Genomic DNA, 17,584 nt, shown 5'->3' on the forward strand with positions numbered 1-17,584 from the left:
AAAGGAAAATGGCTGATCTTAAGAAATTTGCAGAGGACTTGGTAAACCTATCTGTAAAGGAAGTAAACGAGCTTGCTAAGATTCTAAAGGACGAGCATGGTATTGAGCCTGCTGCTGCTGTGGCTATGGCCGCTCCTGCTGCTGCTGCCGCTGCTCCTGCAGAAAAAACAACTTTCGATGTTGTTCTTAAAGCTGCTGGTGGTGCAAAACTTCAAGTAGTAAAGTTGGTTAAGGATATTACCAGCTTAGGTCTAAAGGAAGCTAAGGAACTCGTTGACGCAGCTCCAAAGCCAGTAAAAGAGGGTGTTTCTAAAGAAGAAGCCGAATCAATAAAAGCACAACTTGAAGAGGCAGGCGCTGAAGTTGAGATTAAATAGCATCAACCTAAAATAGGTCTTAGGGGTTTAGAATCTACACTGTAGATTCTAAGCCTTTTTGTTGTTTATTAGTTTCATTCAACTAATCCGGAAACAATGTCTCTACAACACACAAGCGAACGCATCAGCTTTGCTTCGACAAAGAAAAGGTTGGACTACCCTGATTTCCTTGAGATTCAGCTGAAATCTTTTCAGGATTTTTTCCAACTTGGGACAGCTCCCGAAAATAGGAAGAATGAAGGCCTGTATAAAGTATTTGCGGAAAACTTCCCAATTACTGATACTCGCAATAACTTCGTTCTCGAATTCCTTGATTATTATATTGACCCCCCAAGGTATTCCATTGAGGAATGTCTAGAGCGCGGCCTTACTTACAGCGTTCCGCTAAAGGCCAAACTCAAACTCTATTGTACTGATCCTGAACATGAGGATTTCGATACAGTAGTTCAGGATGTTTACTTGGGCACTGTGCCTTACATGACCCCTCGTGGCACCTTTTTGATCAACGGCGCTGAACGTGTTGTTGTTTCGCAGTTACACCGCTCTCCTGGAGTTTTCTTTGGACAGAGCATCCATGCCAATGGCACTAAACTCTATTCCGCGCGAATTATTCCTTTCAAGGGTTCGTGGATTGAGTTTGCTACTGACATCAACAGTGTTATGTATGCATACATTGACCGTAAGAAAAAACTTCCGGTTACTACCCTGTTGCGCGCTATTGGTTATGAAACTGATAAAGATATTCTCGAAATCTTTGACCTTGCTGATGAAATTAAAATTTCAAAGGCTAGCCTTAAGAAATACGTTGGCCGGAAATTGGCGGCTAGGGTTCTTAAGTCTTGGATTGAAGACTTCGTTGATGAAGATACCGGAGAAGTTGTTTCCATTGAGAGAAATGAGGTTATCATCGATCGTGAAGTGGTTCTCGAAAATAGCCACATTGATGAGATACTTGATGCGGGAACAAAGTCGATACTTCTTCATAAGGAAAATCACAACCTTTCCGATTACGCCATTATTTACAATACCCTTCAGAAGGACCCTTGTAACTCTGAAAAGGAGGCTGTTATTTACGTTTACCGTCAACTGCGTAATTCGGAACCACCCGATGAGGCTACTGCACGTGACGTAATCGACAAGCTCTTCTTCTCCGACAAGCGTTATGACCTCGGTGATGTAGGCCGCTTCCGTATTAATAGGAAGCTGCATTTGGACATTGGTGCCGACGTTAAGGTTCTTACCAAACCCGATATCATTGCCATTATTAAGTACTTAATTGAGCTTATAAATTCAAAGGCAGACGTAGATGATATTGACCACTTAAGCAACCGTAGGGTTCGTACCGTAGGTGAGCAGTTGGCAAACCAATTTGGTGTTGGTTTATCCCGTATGGCTCGTACCATTCGTGAGCGTATGAACGTTCGCGATAATGAGGTATTTACTCCTATTGATCTTATAAATAGCAAAACACTCTCCTCCGTAATTAATTCATTTTACGGAACGAACCAGCTTTCTCAATTCATGGACCAGACCAATCCGCTGGCTGAAATGACGCATAAACGCCGTCTTTCTGCACTCGGACCAGGCGGTCTGTCTCGAGAGCGTGCCGGTTTTGAGGTGCGTGACGTTCACTACACTCACTACGGAAGGCTTTGCCCTATTGAGACACCAGAGGGACCTAACATCGGTCTTATTTCGTCTCTTTGTGTATTTGCTAAAATCAATAAACTTGGTTTCATTGAAACACCATACCGTCAAGTTCAAGAGGGTAAGGTTGATCTCACCGACGAAGGGGTTATATACTTAAGCGCCGAAGACGAAGAGAAGAAGATTATTGCTCAGGCTAATGCTCCGCTTGATAGCGACGGTCGCTTTTCCAATCCACGCGTTAAAGCCCGTTATCAAGGTGACTTCCCATTGGCTGAGCCAATGGAGGTAAACTTAATGGACGTTGCCCCAAATCAAATTGCTTCCATTGCTGCTTCGCTTATTCCTTTCCTTGAGCACGACGATGCAAACCGTGCGTTGATGGGATCGAACATGATGCGCCAGGCAGTACCTTTGGTGAGCCCAGAAGCCCCTATTGTTGGAACTGGTCTTGAAGGACCAGTGATCAGTGATAGTCGCGTTCAGGTAGTGGCCGAAGGAACTGGGGTAATCGATTTTGTGGACGCCAAGGAGATCGTTGTAAAATACGATATGACCGATGATGAGCGTTTTGTTTCTTTCGAAACAGATACTAAGCGCTATCGTCTTCCTAAATACTTAAAGACGAATCAAAATACCTGTATAAACCTGAAACCAAAGGTCCGTAAGGGTCAAGCGGTAAAGGCTGGGGATATTCTTTCGGAGGGTTATGCTACCATGGGTGGAGAATTGGCTCTGGGTAGAAACTTGAAAGTGGCATTCATGCCATGGAAGGGTTATAACTTTGAGGATGCTATCGTTCTCTCGGAAAGACTTGTTCGGGAAGATATATTCACCTCAATTCACGTAGATGAGTATATCATGGAAGTTCGCGATACCAAACGCGGTATGGAAGAACTTACTTCTGATATTCCAAACGTTAGCGAAGAGGCTACAAAAAACCTCGACGAGAATGGTTTGATTCGTATTGGAGCCAACGTTGAACCGGGTGATATCCTCATTGGTAAGATTACCCCTAAGGGCGAATCTGATCCTTCTCCTGAAGAAAAGTTGCTTCGCGCAATTTTCGGTGACAAAGCTGGCGACGTTAAGGATGCTTCCCTTAAGGCTTCTCCCTCATTGCACGGTGTGGTTATTGAGAAAAAACTTTTCTCGCGCGCAATGAAGGATGCCAAAAAGGGTAAGGTCTCCGATAAAACTTTGCTCACTAAAATTGAGGAGGAGTTCGAAAAGAACGCCAACGTAATTAAGGAAGTATTAATCGACAAGCTGTTCGTTCTCGTGAATGGCAAGACATCGCAAGGTGTTTACGATTATTACCACACCGAGATTATCTCAAAGGGACAGAAGTTTACCCAGAAGCAACTTGCTGAGATTGATTATTTAAACATCAATCCAAACAAGTGGACTACCGATAAGGCAAAGAATGATCAAATTCGCGCCCTTATTTATAACTTTATTGCCAAGTTTAAGGCCTACGATGCCGAGCATAAGCGTAAGAAATTCAATATCACCATTGGTGATGAACTTCCAACCGGTATTGTTCAGCTGGCAAAGGTCTACATCGCTAAAAAGCGAAAGATCAAGGTTGGTGATAAGATGGCCGGTCGTCACGGTAATAAGGGAATTGTTTCCCGTATTGTCCGCGATGAGGATATGCCATTCCTTGATGATGGTACCATTGTGGATATCGTGCTAAATCCTTTGGGTGTACCTTCTCGTATGAACCTTGGTCAGATTTATGAGACCGTTTTAGGTTGGGCAGGAAAGGAACTTGGATTGCGTTTTTCAACTCCAATTTTTGATGGTGCAACCCTCGAAGAAATTTGCGATTACACCGATAAGGCTGGCGTTCCTCGTTATGGAAGAACCATCCTTCGCGATGGTGGTACTGGCGAGTTATTCGACCAGCCTGCAACTGTAGGTATTATCTACATGCTAAAGCTGGGTCACATGGTTGACGATAAGATGCATGCCCGTTCTATTGGACCTTACTCATTGATTACCCAACAACCTCTTGGAGGTAAAGCTCAGTTCGGGGGTCAACGTTTTGGAGAAATGGAAGTTTGGGCATTGGAGGCATTTGGTGCGTCACATATACTTCAGGAAATCCTCACCATCAAGTCTGACGACGTGGTTGGTAGGGCCAAAGCATACGAAGCAATTGTCAAAGGAGAAGCTATGCCGACACCGGGTATTCCAGAGTCGCTCAACGTGCTTATCCATGAGCTACGAGGCCTTGGTCTGAGCGTTAATCTTGATTAGTTCAAGTAACTAACGTTTGATCTTATACTGCCGGAGGTTTCTCCGGCAGCATTTTCCCAGTAAATGACCCGTTAACTTCACAAGAAAAAATATGTCATTCAGGAGAGAAACTAAGCTTAAGAGCACTTTCACCAAAATATCCATTGGGTTATCATCACCCGAGGAAATACTGGAGCGGTCCAGTGGGGAAGTTCTAAAGCCCGAAACAATAAACTACCGAACCTACAAACCGGAGAGGGATGGCCTTTTCTGTGAACGGATTTTCGGTCCAGTAAAAGACTTTGAATGCCATTGCGGAAAATACAAGCGTATTCGCTATAAGGGAATCGTTTGTGACCGATGCGGTGTGGAAGTTACCGAAAAGAAGGTTAGGCGCGAAAGAATGGGGCACATCAACCTCGTTGTTCCCGTTGCCCATATCTGGTATTTTCGTTCCCTTCCAAATAAAATTGGCTACCTTCTTGGTTTACCTTCCAAGAAGTTAGACGTAATTATTTATTACGAGCGGTATGTGGTAATTAATCCAGGTATTAAAGCCGTTGATGGTATTAAGTATCTCGACTTCCTAACCGAAGAAGAGTATCTTGAAATTATTGAGGCTCTACCTAAGGAGAACCAATACCTCGACGATTCCGACCCAAATAAGTTTATTGCTGGCATGGGAGCCGATGCACTGGAACGATTGCTTGAACGCCTCGATCTGGATAGTCTTTCCTATACTCTTCGCCACAAAGCTAACACTGAGTCGTCGCAACAGCGTAAAGCTGATGCACTGAAGCGTCTTCAAGTAGTTGAAGCATTCCGGGAATCTAAAGCAGTGAATAAACCTGAATGGATGATCCTTAAGGTTGTTCCTGTTATTCCTCCTGAATTGCGTCCGCTTGTTCCGCTTGATGGTGGCCGTTTTGCTACATCCGACTTGAACGATTTATACCGTCGTGTTATTATTCGTAATAACCGTCTGAAACGACTTATTGAGATTAAGGCTCCTGAAGTTATTCTCCGTAACGAGAAACGTATGCTTCAAGAAGCAGTTGACTCACTATTCGATAACTCCAGAAAATCGAATGCTGTAAAAACTGACGCTAACCGTCCTTTGAAATCCCTCAGCGATAGTTTGAAGGGTAAACAAGGTCGTTTCCGTCAAAACTTGCTCGGTAAACGTGTTGACTATTCAGCCCGTTCGGTAATTGTCGTTGGACCAGAACTGAAGATGAGCGAGTGCGGTATTCCTAAGGATATGGCAGCGGAACTCTATAAGCCATTTATTATTCGTAAGCTTATTGAGCGAGGCATTGTTAAAACTGTGAAGTCGGCTAAGAAAATCGTTGATCGCAAGGATCCCGTTGTTTGGGATATCTTGGAAAACGTATTGAAGGGTCATCCAGTGTTACTTAACCGTGCTCCAACGCTTCACCGTCTTGGTATCCAAGCATTTCAGCCAAAACTTATTGAAGGAAAGGCAATCCAACTCCACCCACTCGCATGTACGGCTTTCAATGCCGACTTCGACGGTGACCAGATGGCTGTTCACCTTCCTTTAGGCAACAATGCTGTAATTGAAGCTCAAATGCTCATGCTCGGTTCGCATAATATTTTGAACCCTGCAAATGGTGCTCCTATTACCGTTCCTTCACAGGACATGGTTCTTGGACTATACTATATAACCAAACCTCGCAAGGGAGTTAAGGGCGAAGGCCTTTCTTTCTACTCTGCCGAAGAGGCGATTATCGCCTACAATGAAGGAGCTGCCGAGTTACATGCCATGGTTAAGGTTCGTTGGGATTATACTCTCGATGGCCAACCTGCTCAGGAGATGATTGAAACCACAATTGGTCGTATCATTTTCAACCAGTTGGTTCCTGAAGGTATGGGATATATCAACACCTTACTTACCAAGAAATCGTTACGCGATATTATTGGTACGGTGTTGAAGAAAACGGGCGTTGCTGCAACTGCAAAATTCCTCGATGATATCAAGAACCTCGGATTCCACATGGCATTCAAGGGTGGACTATCTTTCAACTTGAATGACGTTATCATTCCGGAAGAGAAGGTTCAATTGGTTCAAGAAGGTTATGAGCAAGTTGACGAGGTGATGAATAACTACAACATGGGTTTCATCACAAACAACGAGCGTTACAACCAGATTATTGATATTTGGACACATACCAACGCTAAGCTGACTCAGATCTTGATGAAGCAGCTTACCGAGGACAACCAAGGATTCAACTCGGTTTACATGATGCTTGACTCTGGAGCGCGTGGATCGAAAGAGCAAATTCGTCAGCTTTCAGGTATGCGTGGTCTTATGGCCAAGCCTCAGAAATCTGGCTCTGTTGGATCTGAAATTATTGAAAACCCTATTCTTGCGAACTTTAAAGAGGGGCTATCAGTTCTTGAATACTTTATCTCAACCCACGGTGCGCGTAAAGGTTTGGCCGATACCGCTCTTAAAACAGCTGATGCAGGTTACCTTACCCGTAGGCTGGTTGACGTATCGAATGATGTAATTATTACAGAGGACGATTGCGGAACTCTTCGCGGTCTTGTGGCTACAGCCATAAAGAACAACGAAGAGGTGGTTGAGTCACTTTACGAGCGCATTATCGGTCGTACTACTGTTCATGATGTATTCCACCCACTTACCGGAAAACTTGTAGTTACGGCTGGTGAGGAACTCACCGAGGAAATCTGTCAAGAAATTGAGGATTCTCCTATTGAGCAGGTTGAAATTCGATCGGTGCTTACTTGCGAATCGCGTAAGGGTGTATGTACCAGGTGTTATGGTAGGAATCTTGCTACTGGACGTATGGTTCAAATTGGTGAGGCTGTCGGTGTTATTGCTGCTCAGTCCATTGGTGAGCCAGGTACACAGCTTACTCTTCGTACCTTCCACGTAGGGGGAACAGCATCCAGTATCGCTGCCGAAAACCGGATTGTGATGCGCTACGATGGTAGAATTGAAATCGAAGAAATTCGTACCGTTAGCAAGTTGGGCGAACCCGGACAGGATGTTGATATTGTTATCAGCCGTTTGGGAGAGTGCCGCTTAGTCGACAAGAATACAGGAATTACCCTATCAACTCACAATATCCCTTACGGATCGAAGCTTTATATTAAGTCGGGCAGCGAAGTAAAGAAGGGTGACTTGGTTTGCGAGTGGGATCCATACAATGCCGTTATTATTTCGGAATTTGCCGGAGAGGTTGCTTTTGAAAGCATCATTGAGGGTTTAACTTTCCGTGAAGAATCTGACGAGCAAACCGGTTTCCGTGAAAAGGTAATAACCGAATCGAGAGATAAAACGAAGAACCCTGTAATTAAGGTTCTTACTCCTGGTGGAGAGGAAATTCGCTCATACAACTTACCTGTTGGTTCACATATTATTGTTGAAGAGGGTAGTAAGGTTAATGCGGGTGAAATTTTGGTGAAGATTCCACGTGCGGTTGGAAAATCGGGCGATATCACTGGAGGTCTTCCTCGTGTTACTGAACTATTTGAGGCACGTAACCCATCGAACCCAGCCATTGTTTCCGAAATTGATGGTGAGGTTTCCTTTGGAAAAATCAAACGTGGTAACCGTGAAATTGTAATCACCAGCAAAACGGGTGAGATTAAGAAGTATTTAGTTCCTTTGGCACGTCAAATCCTAGTTCAGGAGAACGACTACGTAAGGGCTGGTATTTCGCTCTCCGATGGAGCCATTGCGCCATACGATATCCTTGCAATTCAAGGACCTACCAAGGTTCAGGATTACATTGTGAACGAGGTGCAGGAGGTTTACCGTATGCAGGGTGTGAAGATTAACGATAAGCACTTTGAGGTTATCGTTCGTCAGATGATGCGGAAGGTTGAGATCGACGATCCAGGCGATACCCGTTTCCTCGAAAAACAACTCGTGGACAAGTGGGCATTTATGGAAGAAAACGATTGGCATTACGACAAGAAAGTCGTGCTCGAATCGGGTGATTCTACAGCCATTAAGCCAGGAATGATTATCACTACTCGTAGGCTTCGTGACGAAAATTCACAGCTTAAGCGTAAGGATCTAGTTCTAATTCAAGCAAGGGATGCTGTGCCTGCAACCTCAAGCCAAGTGCTTCAAGGTATTACTCGTGCAGCACTCCAAACTAAGAGTTTCATGTCGGCAGCATCATTCCAAGAAACTACAAAGGTTCTAAACGAAGCCGCAATTCGCGGAAAAGTTGACCACCTCGAAGGATTGAAGGAAAATGTAATCTGCGGTCACTTGATTCCGGCTGGAACAGGTCTCAGAATTTACGATAACCTAGTTGTTGGATCCTTGGAGGAGTTTAAAGCCCTTCATCAAAAGGATGTAGCAGAGGAGGTTGAAGAAAGCGAGGATTAATAGCGTCCAATCGTAATATTTTATAGAAGGGCCGGATTTCTCCGGCTCTTTTTTTTATATCTTGCAAAAAAATATTCGTTATGAACGATCCGAAAAAACAGCAACAGCAAATTAATATCGAACTGGGTGATGATGTTGCTCAAGGAACTTACAGCAACTTGGCTATAATAACGCACTCTTCGTCCGAATTTATTGTCGATTTTGTAAGGCTTATGCCGGGAATGCCCAAGGCACCGGTGAAGAGTAGAATTATTCTAACACCTGAACATGCAAAACGGTTGCTCTTGGCGCTACAGGATAATATATCCCGTTTCGAGCAGATGCATGGTAACATTAAGCTGAATGAACCTTCAGGTGGCACATTTCCAATGGGTTTTGGTGGACCAACTGCAGAAGCCTAACGGGCTATAGGTATTGAAAAAGGGGTATCTCAATTCGTTGGGATACCTTTTCTAATATTTGTTGATTTTTATTTGCTTTAAATACAATGCATTAGACCTTTTTTCCATAGTTGCTACCAAAAATACACCAGCAGCCGGATTAAAATATCGAAGAAAATTGTATTGGAAGCATAATAGTATTGGCGGTAATTGAGTATTTTCTTCTGATTAATAAGATTATAGCGGTGCTGTTTGAGGTTTGTGTTCGTGATATGCTTTGTTAAACGGCTTGTTTTTGCCTAAATTAACCATGCATTTACCTGAAGCATTTTTCTTATATTTGCCGCCCTAGGTTTAAAACAATCATATATGACAAAAAAGGGACTTAAGATTGTTGTATTGGCAAAGCAGGTTCCCGATACCCGCAATGTGGGTAAGGATGCTATGAAGGCCGACGGGACTGTAAACCGTGCTGCCCTTCCTGCTATCTTTAACCCTGAGGATCTCAATGCTCTCGAGCAGGCTCTCAGGTTAAAGGATCGATATGCTGGTACAACCATTACCGTGCTTACAATGGGACCAGGCCGTGCGGCCGAAATCGTTCGTGAAGGACTTTACCGTGGAGCCGATAATGGCTACTTGCTAACCGATAGAAAGTTTGCAGGATCCGATACGCTGGCAACCTCTTATGCCATTTCCAAGGCTATTGAGCAGTTGAAACCAAATTTGGTTATTGCTGGTCGTCAGGCTATCGATGGAGATACCGCTCAAGTTGGACCTCAAGTTGCTGAAAAACTTGGACTCCCACAGGTAACCTATGCCGAAGAGATCATTGCGTTCGAAGATGATGAACTGATTATTAAGCGCCGATTGGAGCGTGGAGTTGAAGTGGTTGCAGTTCCCATTCCTTGTTTGGTTACTGTTAATGCTACCGCACCCGAGTGCCGACCACGGAACGCAAAGTTTGTGATGAAATACAAACATGCTCGCACAGTAACTGAGTTGCAGGAATCTACCGAGGATTATGCAATGGAACTTCAAAACCGGGACTACCTTCGTATCACCGAATGGGGAGTTGTAGATGTAAATGCCGATTCAGAACAACTAGGGTTGTCAGGTTCACCTACAAAGGTTAAGAAGATAGAGAATGTAGTCTTTGTAGCCAAAGAATCGAAAAGGCTCAGCGCTACCGACGAGGAGATGGAATGGCTCATGAAAGAGCTTATTTCAAGCCATACCCTCGGCTAGTTATTCCAAGTTTAACCCATAAGACGCATACTGTGAACAACATATTTGTTTATTGCGAAATTGAGGACGGAAAGGTCGCCGACGTAAGTCTTGAGCTACTTACCAAAGGCCGTTCTCTCGCCACTCAACTTGGATGTAAGTTGGAGGCACTTGCCATTGGCTTCAAACTCGATGGTATTGAAAAAGAACTCTTCCCTTATGGGGTGGACGTAGTTCATATTGCCGATGATAAACGGTTGGCTCCCTTCACTACGCTGCCTCATTGCGCTATTATAGTAGGTGTGTTTGAGCAAGAAAAACCTCAAATCGCCATCTTTGGAGCAACTTCGGTTGGCCGGGACTTAGGTCCACGCGTCTCCTCTGCACTGCATAGCGGCCTCACCGCCGATTGCACCAGCCTGGAGATTGGCAGCCATACCGATAATAAGACCAATACGGTTTACGAAAACCTTCTCTATCAAATTCGTCCAGCCTTTGGCGGTAATATCATTGCTACCATCATAAACCCCGATCATCGTCCACAAATGGCCACGGTGCGTGAAGGTGTAATGAAAAAGGAGATTTTTTCCACTAGCCATAAAGGGGAAGTAAAGAAGATTGATGTTGCGAAGTTGGTGAAATCCGAAGATTTCATTGTTCGAATCATCGAACGACATATCGAAGAGCGTAAGATTGACCTCAAGGGGGCTCCCATTATTATTGGTGGCGGTTATGGTGTTGGCTCTGCCGACAACTTTAAGCTTCTTTTCGAATTGGCAGAAGTTTTGGGTGGCGAAGTTGGTGCCTCCCGTGCAGCTGTTGATGCCGGATATGTTGAGCACGCTCGGCAGGTTGGTCAAACCGGAATTACGGTTCGCCCAAAACTCTACATTGCATGCGGTATCTCAGGCCAAATCCAGCATACCGCTGGTATGGACCAATCGGCTATGATCATCTCCATCAATAATGATCCTAATGCGCCAATTAACCAAATTGCCGATTATTGCATCATTGGCGATGTGTCCGAGGTAATCCCACGTATGATTAAGTTCTACAAGAAGAACTCTAAGTAGGGAAGGGCTTTAACCCAATAAAAAAAGAGAAAATGGAAAATTTCTATATCGACAATAAGGACATTAAGTTCCATCTCGACCACCCACTAATGAAAAAAATTGTGGCGTTGAAGGAGAAAAACTTCGTGGACAAGGATACCTATGACTATGCGCCAATCGATTTTGAGGATGCGGTAGACAGCTACGATAAGGTGCTGGAAATAATAGGTGAGATTAGCGGTAGTATCATTGCTCCTAATGCAGAATCGGTTGATGCTGAAGGTCCCGAGGTTATCAATGACCATGTAAAGTATGCTCGTGGTACTTCTGAAAACCATAAAGCGCTTGTTGAAGCCGGTCTTTACGGTATTTCACTTCCTCGCAAGTACAATGGGCTTAACTTCCCAATGGTGGTCTACGTTATGGCTGGAGAACTCGTTTCCCGTGCCGACGCAGGTTTTGCCAATATTTGGGGTCTCCAAGATTGTGCTGAAACGTTACATGAGTTTGCCACCGAAGAGCAGAAGATGCACTATCTGCCACAAACGGCTGATGGTAAAACCTATGCCATGGATCTTACCGAGCCGGATGCTGGTTCTGATCTTCAAAAAGTGATGCTCAAGGCTCACTACGATGAAAAGAGAGGCACTTGGTTGCTCAATGGTGTAAAACGCTTTATTACCAACGGCGATGCCGATATTAGCCTTGTTCTTGCTCGTTCCGAAGAGGGAACCACCGATGCTCGGGGGTTGTCGCTTTTCGTCTACGACAAGAGTCATAATACAATGAAAGTAAGGAGAATTGAACATAAGTTAGGTATCATTGGATCCCCAACGTGTGAACTCGTCTTTACTAATGCCCCTGCTGAATTGATTGGCGATCGCAAAATGGGACTTATCAAGTATGTAATGTCTCTTATGAATGGCGCTCGGTTAGGTGTTGGCGGACAAAGTGTTGGGCTTTCTGAAGCCGCATACCGTGAAGCTGTTAAGTATGCCAATGAGCGGACCCAATTCGGAAAGCCAATTATTAAGTTTCCTGCAGTATATGAGATGCTCACTGACATGCGCGTCAAGTTGCATGGCTCTCGTTCGTTGCTCTATGAAACCAGCCGTTTTGTAGATATTTACAAGGCATACATGCACGTGGCAAGTGAGCGTAAGCTGGAGAAGGAGGAGCGCGATGAAATGAAGGAGTATCAAAAACTTGCTGATGCTTACACTCCACTGTTAAAAATGTTGACTTCGGAGTATAGCAATCAAATTGCCTACGATTCACTTCAAATTCATGGTGGTGCTGGTTTTATGAAGGATTTTCCTATTGAACGAATCTATCGTGACGCACGTATCACCACCATTTACGAAGGAACATCTCAACTTCAAGTTGTTGCTGCGATTAAGGGTGTTACCACGGGTGTTTACTTGAGCCAAATGAAGGCTTACGCTCAAACTGAGATTGCTCCAGATCGTGAGCATTTGCGTCGTACTTTGGTTGAAATGACCGAAGAGTATGCTCAAACTTCAGCTAGGGTTATAGAAGTGAATGATGCTGAATATCTCGACTTCCACGCACGTAGGCTTGTAGAAATGGCCGGAAACATTATTCTCGGATTCTTACTCTTACTGGATTCAACTAGGGAAGAACTCTTTCTTAATTCTGCCGAAATCTTTGTACGCAAAGGTGAGGGTCAGAACCGAGATAAAGCCGTTTATATTAAGAATTTTGAACTAAAAGATATTGGTCATTTTAAAATGACTGAATAAATAGGAAAAAGCCCGGTTGCTCCGGGCTTTTTTTATATATTTAACCAACGAAATATTGCAATTGGTCAATTGCTTGTCAACCTTTTTTCGAATTGATTGTATATATTGTTGTTGTTTGATAAATCTAATGGAAATGAAAGAGCAAATGATGTCAGTGGTAGAGGCGATGAGAAGGCGTGTAGATGCCAATCTAACTTCAATTCGCGCCACGGAACAAAAAATTCGGCTGCTGCTTAAAGAACCTGTTTCGGATAAGCGGTCAAAGGATCTTGAAGTTCTTTTTGCTAAAAACAGGAAACTGCTCGAAGAGAATAAAATTGCGCTCGCTATTCAACTTAATATCTTGGATTATATTCGCTTTTACGGTGAGATCTTTGAGAATTCTCTGCATTCAGGCGAGGAAAACGAATCTAATTCGGCTAATGCTGCATCTGCAAAAGATTCCGAAGTGGACGATTCCGTTAATCCTTATATTGGAGACGATTCCGACGAGGATGAATTTATTGATGAGGATGATGATCAATTCGATGATGTAGCGTATGATAGAAATATCTTCTTTGAGAATGTAATTAAAGGAAAATCTGTTTACAACGAGCATCACCTTTTTTGGGAAGATGAGGAGTTCTTTTCTAAACTCATAAACTTCTACATTCAAGCCGAAAACTATGAAGCATGTGCTAAAATAAAGGAGGCACGCAAAGACTTGTAAGTTGGGCTAGTTTGTATACACCATAAAATTCCCTAAATTTACTGCATTTAGGGATTTTTTATGTCGAATATCCAAGGAAAATCAGTTGTCTTTATTGGAGCAGGGGGGCTTGCTTGGAGTTTGAGCGTTGCTCTTCATGCTGCTGGCATTCGTGTTATCCAAATTGTTAGCCCAAACATCCTCAACGGCCAAGCCTTGGCCAAAAAAATGGGTGCAACCCATGCAACCTCATTTAAGGATATAGCGCATGCCGACTTTTACTTTCTTGCGCTTCCCGACCGGGTGATTGAATCGGTAGCGAAATCTATTTCGTTTCCGCCCAACGCTTTTGTAATACACTCATCAGGGAGTGTTTACCTTAATTCCCTCTCAGCACTCTTTCCTAATGCGGGTGTTCTGTATCCGTTGCAAACTTTTACTCGAGGAAGGGTTGTCTCCTTGGACAATGTTCCCATTTTTGTGGAGGCTGCTACCGAGCAATCCCTATCTATCATTACTACTCTAGCATCTACTATCACTACCAATGTGATTGCGATTAATTCTGAGCAACGCCGAAATATTCATCTAGCTGGCGTTATAGCCAATAATTTCACTAATTATCTCTTGGAATTAGGGGACGAATGGATGGAGGCCAATGGGTTTTCGTTACATTTGCTCCAACCATTGATGGCCGAAACCGTAAAAAAAGCGTTTGAAGTTTCGCCAAGTTTATCCCAAACTGGACCTGCCAGTAGACTCGATACTTCTGTGGTTGAAACGCATTTGAAAATGCTTGCAAATTTGCCAGAACTACAGAAACTATATGGTGTGTTTTCCGATAGTATAATAGCGAAGACCAAACTCCGAAATTATAACGATACCAAGAAATAATGAGTAAATTTTTCAAAGACGAGCTTAAAAAGGTAAAGGCTTTTGCCTTTGATGTGGATGGCGTTTTTACCGATGGAAAGGTGTTCTTGCACCCGAGTGGTGAGATGCTGCGGACTTCCCATATGCGGGATGGATATGCGGTTCAGCTGGCCATTAAAATGGGTTTTCCTGTTGCCATTATTTCAGGCGGTAAATCGGAGAGCCTACGTGCTCGATTTCAAGGTCTAGGAATAACCGATATTTATTTAGGTTCTCAGGATAAAATGAACGATTTGCTCGATTTTCATTCCAAACATTCCCTCGCACCCGAAGATATCCTTTATATGGGTGACGATTTGCCCGACTATGAGGTTTTGCAGAAAGTTGGCATGTCGTGCTGTCCTTCTGATGCCGTTGCTCAAATTAAGGGTATTGTAAAGTATGTCTCTCCATTTAAGGGTGGCGAAGGCTGCGTGCGGGACGTTATTGAACAAGTTTTACGTCTTCAAAACCATTGGCCTCATGTATAGAAAATTTCGGGTTGGAGCAATTGTGCCCTTTTTGGGGCTTGTTCGTTGGCAAAATCTTATTATTATAGTCATTACTCAGCTTGCCATGCGCTATCTGGTAATGGATCCTATTCTTGCAGCAATGGGCTTCTCGCTGCAACTTTCTTCTATGGCATTTGCAATGCTGGTGTTAGCAACAGTCTGCATTGCTGGTGCAGGATATGTAATCAACGATTACTTTGATATTAAAGTTGATGCCATCAATAAGCCAACTAGGCCAATGGTGATTCATCAGGTTACACGAAGAGAGAGTATAGCACTCCACTTTATCTTGAATTCCATTGGTATTTTGGCTGGTGGATACGTTGCATATAGTGTGCATATTTTGGGATTGTGGCTTATTTTTCCCTTAGCCACAGGTTTGTTATGGTTTTACTCCACAACCTATAAGCGGCAACTTCTTACTGGAAATATTTTGGTTGCCATTCTCACTGCTTTAGTTCCATTCATGGTGGTAGTTTTCGAGTTACCCCTTTTATATGCCGATTATCTACCAGAACTTAAGGAACTAGGTTTGAATTTTAATGTTCTTACCTATTGGGTTGGTGGATTCTCCTTTTTTGCATTTCTCCTAACTCTTATTCGTGAGATAGTTAAGGATATGGAAGATTTCGAGGGAGATGCAGTAGTTGGGCGGAACTCGCTACCGCTTGCTTTTGGAATGAAAAGTGCAAAAACCGTAGTCTTTCTTCTTATCGGTATGAACGCCATTTTCCTCATTTACCTCTTTGTTACAAAACTTCTTTATCTTCCTACGGGGAGTGTCGATTACCTGTCGCTTGGTTACCTGTCGCTTTTAGTTTTCATTCCTTCGCTGTGGATGATGTGGTTGGTTTTTAAGGCCAACTCTAAAACCGATTTCAGTAAAATAAGCCGGCTAGCTAAGCTTATCATGCTTTTTGGAATCTTATACTCACTCTGCTTTTTCATTATTGTAAAATTCGAAATATTAGCATCTTAATGCTCAAAGAAATACTAAAGCCCTATACGCTTCTACTGGCATCAGCCTCTCCAAGGAGACAGATGCTTCTTGCGGAACTCGATTTGTTTTTTACAGTTCCACCTCTTATTGAGGTAGAAGAGGATTATCCAATTGATTCTCCGATTAAGGAGGTTGCAGGTTATCTTGCTCAAAAGAAAGCCCAAGCTTACTTGACTTTGCTCACGCCCAGAGATATACTTATTACTTCCGATACGGTGGTAATATGCGACAATAAATTGTTGGGTAAACCATCGTCGCTTCAGAATGCCAAGGAGATGCTCAGTATGCTTTCAGGAAAGGAACATGTGGTTATAACCGCGGTTTCTCTTGTAAATAAAGATCGCATGCATGTTTTTTCGGTAGATACGAAGGTTCGGTTTAGAGATCTTACCCAAGAGGAGATTGAATATTATGTGGAGAAATTTCGCCCTCTCGACAAGGCTGGTGCCTATGGTATACAGGAGTGGATTGGATACGCTGGCGTAGAGTCTATAGAAGGTTCTTACTTCAACGTTATGGGCCTTCCCGTTCAACGGTTATACGTTGAATTGGAGGCATTTGTAAAATCGTTAAATTCTAGATAATGAAGAGAATAGTTATTGGTGTATTAGCACTTTTTATCATCTTTGGCAACCTTAGAGCCGACGAAGGAATGTGGTTACCACTTTTAGTGGGTAAGCAAAAGATGAAAGAGATGAAGGCAAGTGGCTTTAAGTTAAAGGCCGAAGATATTTATAGCATCAACCATAATAGCCTTAAGGATGCTATTGTTCAGTTTGGGGGAGGATGCACCGGAGAAGTTATTTCGGATGAAGGGTTAATTATTACCAACCATCATTGTGGTTATAGGCAAATTCAGGAGCATAGTAGCCTTGAACATAACTATCTGGAGGATGGATTTTGGGCTATGTCCAAGCGAGAGGAGTTGTCTAATCCCAATCTTTCTGTAAAATTTCTTGTCCGAATGGAGGATGTTACAGAGAAAATATTGGGTGGTATAACGATGGAAACCCCAGAGGAAGAACGTGGAAAACTTATCATCGCCCGTTCTGCGGCCACTACTAAATTGGCTATCGAAGGAACTAATTTCATTGCCGAAGTAAAACCGCTCTTTTACGGCAATCAATATTTTCTATCACTACTGTCCGACAAAAAGATTCCAGTTGAAACGTTAGTTGAATAAAAATAAGGGGCTACTCCCCGAAGGTTTCACCCCGATGTTGTAGATTTGTTTTGCGAAAAAAAACACAACATGGGCAAAAATACAGAAATAAAATTAGTCGGACAGCCGATTTTCAAACAAGCCATCAACTTAATCGATGCCATTAATGTCAGCAGCTTGGTGAAAAAGCATGGTGCAGACCATTACTATAAGACGTTTAAGGCAAAACC

The 17,584-nt window shown here is 43.3% G+C and carries 14 protein-coding genes; all 14 read left to right on the top strand.

The window, feature by feature from the left end; genetic code table 11:
* The first annotated feature begins 8 nt into the window (after positions 1-8).
* Positions 9-377, top strand: coding sequence for a 50S ribosomal protein L7/L12 (gene rplL, locus BLS65_RS00670; protein ID WP_092434182.1), 369 nt, complete (start codon positions 9-11; stop codon positions 375-377).
* Between the two features lie 96 nt (positions 378-473).
* Positions 474-4,289, top strand: a complete 3,816-nt coding sequence (rpoB, locus tag BLS65_RS00675; protein WP_092434186.1) for a DNA-directed RNA polymerase subunit beta — start codon at positions 474-476, stop codon at positions 4,287-4,289.
* 91 nt (positions 4,290-4,380) lie between these two features.
* Positions 4,381-8,661, top strand: coding sequence for a DNA-directed RNA polymerase subunit beta' (gene rpoC / locus BLS65_RS00680; RefSeq protein WP_092434189.1), 4,281 nt, complete (start codon positions 4,381-4,383; stop codon positions 8,659-8,661).
* Between the two features lie 80 nt (positions 8,662-8,741).
* Positions 8,742-9,062, top strand: coding sequence for a DUF3467 domain-containing protein (locus BLS65_RS00685; protein ID WP_092434194.1), 321 nt, complete (start codon positions 8,742-8,744; stop codon positions 9,060-9,062).
* Between the two features lie 348 nt (positions 9,063-9,410).
* Positions 9,411-10,289, top strand: coding sequence for an electron transfer flavoprotein subunit beta/FixA family protein (locus BLS65_RS00690; RefSeq protein WP_092434200.1), 879 nt, complete (start codon positions 9,411-9,413; stop codon positions 10,287-10,289).
* A 32-nt stretch (positions 10,290-10,321) separates the two neighbouring features.
* The gene (locus BLS65_RS00695; protein ID WP_092434203.1) at positions 10,322-11,341 is read left to right on the top strand and encodes an electron transfer flavoprotein subunit alpha/FixB family protein; all 1,020 of its coding nucleotides are present in this window, start codon (positions 10,322-10,324) and stop codon (positions 11,339-11,341) included.
* 32 nt (positions 11,342-11,373) lie between these two features.
* Positions 11,374-13,083: an acyl-CoA dehydrogenase family protein gene (locus BLS65_RS00700; protein WP_092434206.1), complete on the top strand. Its 1,710-nt coding sequence runs from the start codon at positions 11,374-11,376 to the stop codon at positions 13,081-13,083.
* A gap of 133 nt (positions 13,084-13,216) precedes the next feature.
* Complete coding sequence (locus BLS65_RS00705; RefSeq protein WP_125869714.1) at positions 13,217-13,792, top strand: hypothetical protein; 576 nt, start codon at positions 13,217-13,219, stop codon at positions 13,790-13,792.
* Positions 13,793-13,852: 60 nt separating this feature from the next.
* Complete coding sequence (locus tag BLS65_RS00710; RefSeq protein WP_092434212.1) at positions 13,853-14,662, top strand: Rossmann-like and DUF2520 domain-containing protein; 810 nt, start codon at positions 13,853-13,855, stop codon at positions 14,660-14,662.
* On the top strand, positions 14,662-15,171 hold the full coding sequence (locus BLS65_RS00715) for a KdsC family phosphatase (protein WP_092434215.1): 510 nt from the start codon (positions 14,662-14,664) through the stop codon (positions 15,169-15,171). Before BLS65_RS00710 ends, BLS65_RS00715 begins: the two co-directional genes overlap by 1 nt.
* On the top strand, positions 15,164-16,171 hold the full coding sequence (locus tag BLS65_RS00720; RefSeq protein ID WP_170829949.1) for a geranylgeranylglycerol-phosphate geranylgeranyltransferase: 1,008 nt from the start codon (positions 15,164-15,166) through the stop codon (positions 16,169-16,171). The genes BLS65_RS00715 and BLS65_RS00720 overlap by 8 nt, the downstream gene beginning before the upstream one ends.
* Entirely contained in the window at positions 16,171-16,776 is a 606-nt protein-coding gene (locus BLS65_RS00725) for a Maf family nucleotide pyrophosphatase (RefSeq protein ID WP_092434220.1), read from the top strand. Before BLS65_RS00720 ends, BLS65_RS00725 begins: the two co-directional genes overlap by 1 nt.
* Positions 16,776-17,375 carry a S46 family peptidase gene (locus BLS65_RS00730; RefSeq protein ID WP_092434223.1) on the top strand — a complete coding sequence of 200 codons (600 nt, stop codon included), beginning with the start codon at positions 16,776-16,778 and terminating at the stop codon, positions 17,373-17,375. The genes BLS65_RS00725 and BLS65_RS00730 overlap by 1 nt, the downstream gene beginning before the upstream one ends.
* A gap of 69 nt (positions 17,376-17,444) precedes the next feature.
* Positions 17,445-17,584: DUF4372 domain-containing protein (locus BLS65_RS18985; RefSeq protein WP_125869715.1), on the top strand; the 140-nt coding region annotated here is incomplete at its 3' end.

Source organism: Williamwhitmania taraxaci (genome assembly GCF_900096565.1).
Lineage (GTDB): Bacteria > Bacteroidota > Bacteroidia > Bacteroidales > Williamwhitmaniaceae > Williamwhitmania > Williamwhitmania taraxaci.

What these genes read in the sequence shown, in the direction of transcription:
- rplL (WP_092434182.1), top strand. Translation starts at nt 9, where the DNA reads ATGGCTGATCTTAAGAAATTTGCAGAGGACTTGGTAAACCTATCTGTA.
- rpoB (WP_092434186.1), top strand. Translation starts at nt 474, where the DNA reads ATGTCTCTACAACACACAAGCGAACGCATCAGCTTTGCTTCGACAAAG.
- rpoC (WP_092434189.1), top strand. Translation starts at nt 4,381, where the DNA reads ATGTCATTCAGGAGAGAAACTAAGCTTAAGAGCACTTTCACCAAAATA.
- BLS65_RS00685 (WP_092434194.1), top strand. Translation starts at nt 8,742, where the DNA reads ATGAACGATCCGAAAAAACAGCAACAGCAAATTAATATCGAACTGGGT.
- BLS65_RS00690 (WP_092434200.1), top strand. Translation starts at nt 9,411, where the DNA reads ATGACAAAAAAGGGACTTAAGATTGTTGTATTGGCAAAGCAGGTTCCC.
- BLS65_RS00700 (WP_092434206.1), top strand. Translation starts at nt 11,374, where the DNA reads ATGGAAAATTTCTATATCGACAATAAGGACATTAAGTTCCATCTCGAC.
- BLS65_RS00705 (WP_125869714.1), top strand. Translation starts at nt 13,217, where the DNA reads ATGAAAGAGCAAATGATGTCAGTGGTAGAGGCGATGAGAAGGCGTGTA.
- BLS65_RS00710 (WP_092434212.1), top strand. Translation starts at nt 13,853, where the DNA reads ATGTCGAATATCCAAGGAAAATCAGTTGTCTTTATTGGAGCAGGGGGG.
- BLS65_RS00715 (WP_092434215.1), top strand. Translation starts at nt 14,662, where the DNA reads ATGAGTAAATTTTTCAAAGACGAGCTTAAAAAGGTAAAGGCTTTTGCC.
- BLS65_RS00720 (WP_170829949.1), top strand. Translation starts at nt 15,164, where the DNA reads ATGTATAGAAAATTTCGGGTTGGAGCAATTGTGCCCTTTTTGGGGCTT.
- BLS65_RS00725 (WP_092434220.1), top strand. Translation starts at nt 16,171, where the DNA reads ATGCTCAAAGAAATACTAAAGCCCTATACGCTTCTACTGGCATCAGCC.
- BLS65_RS00730 (WP_092434223.1), top strand. Translation starts at nt 16,776, where the DNA reads ATGAAGAGAATAGTTATTGGTGTATTAGCACTTTTTATCATCTTTGGC.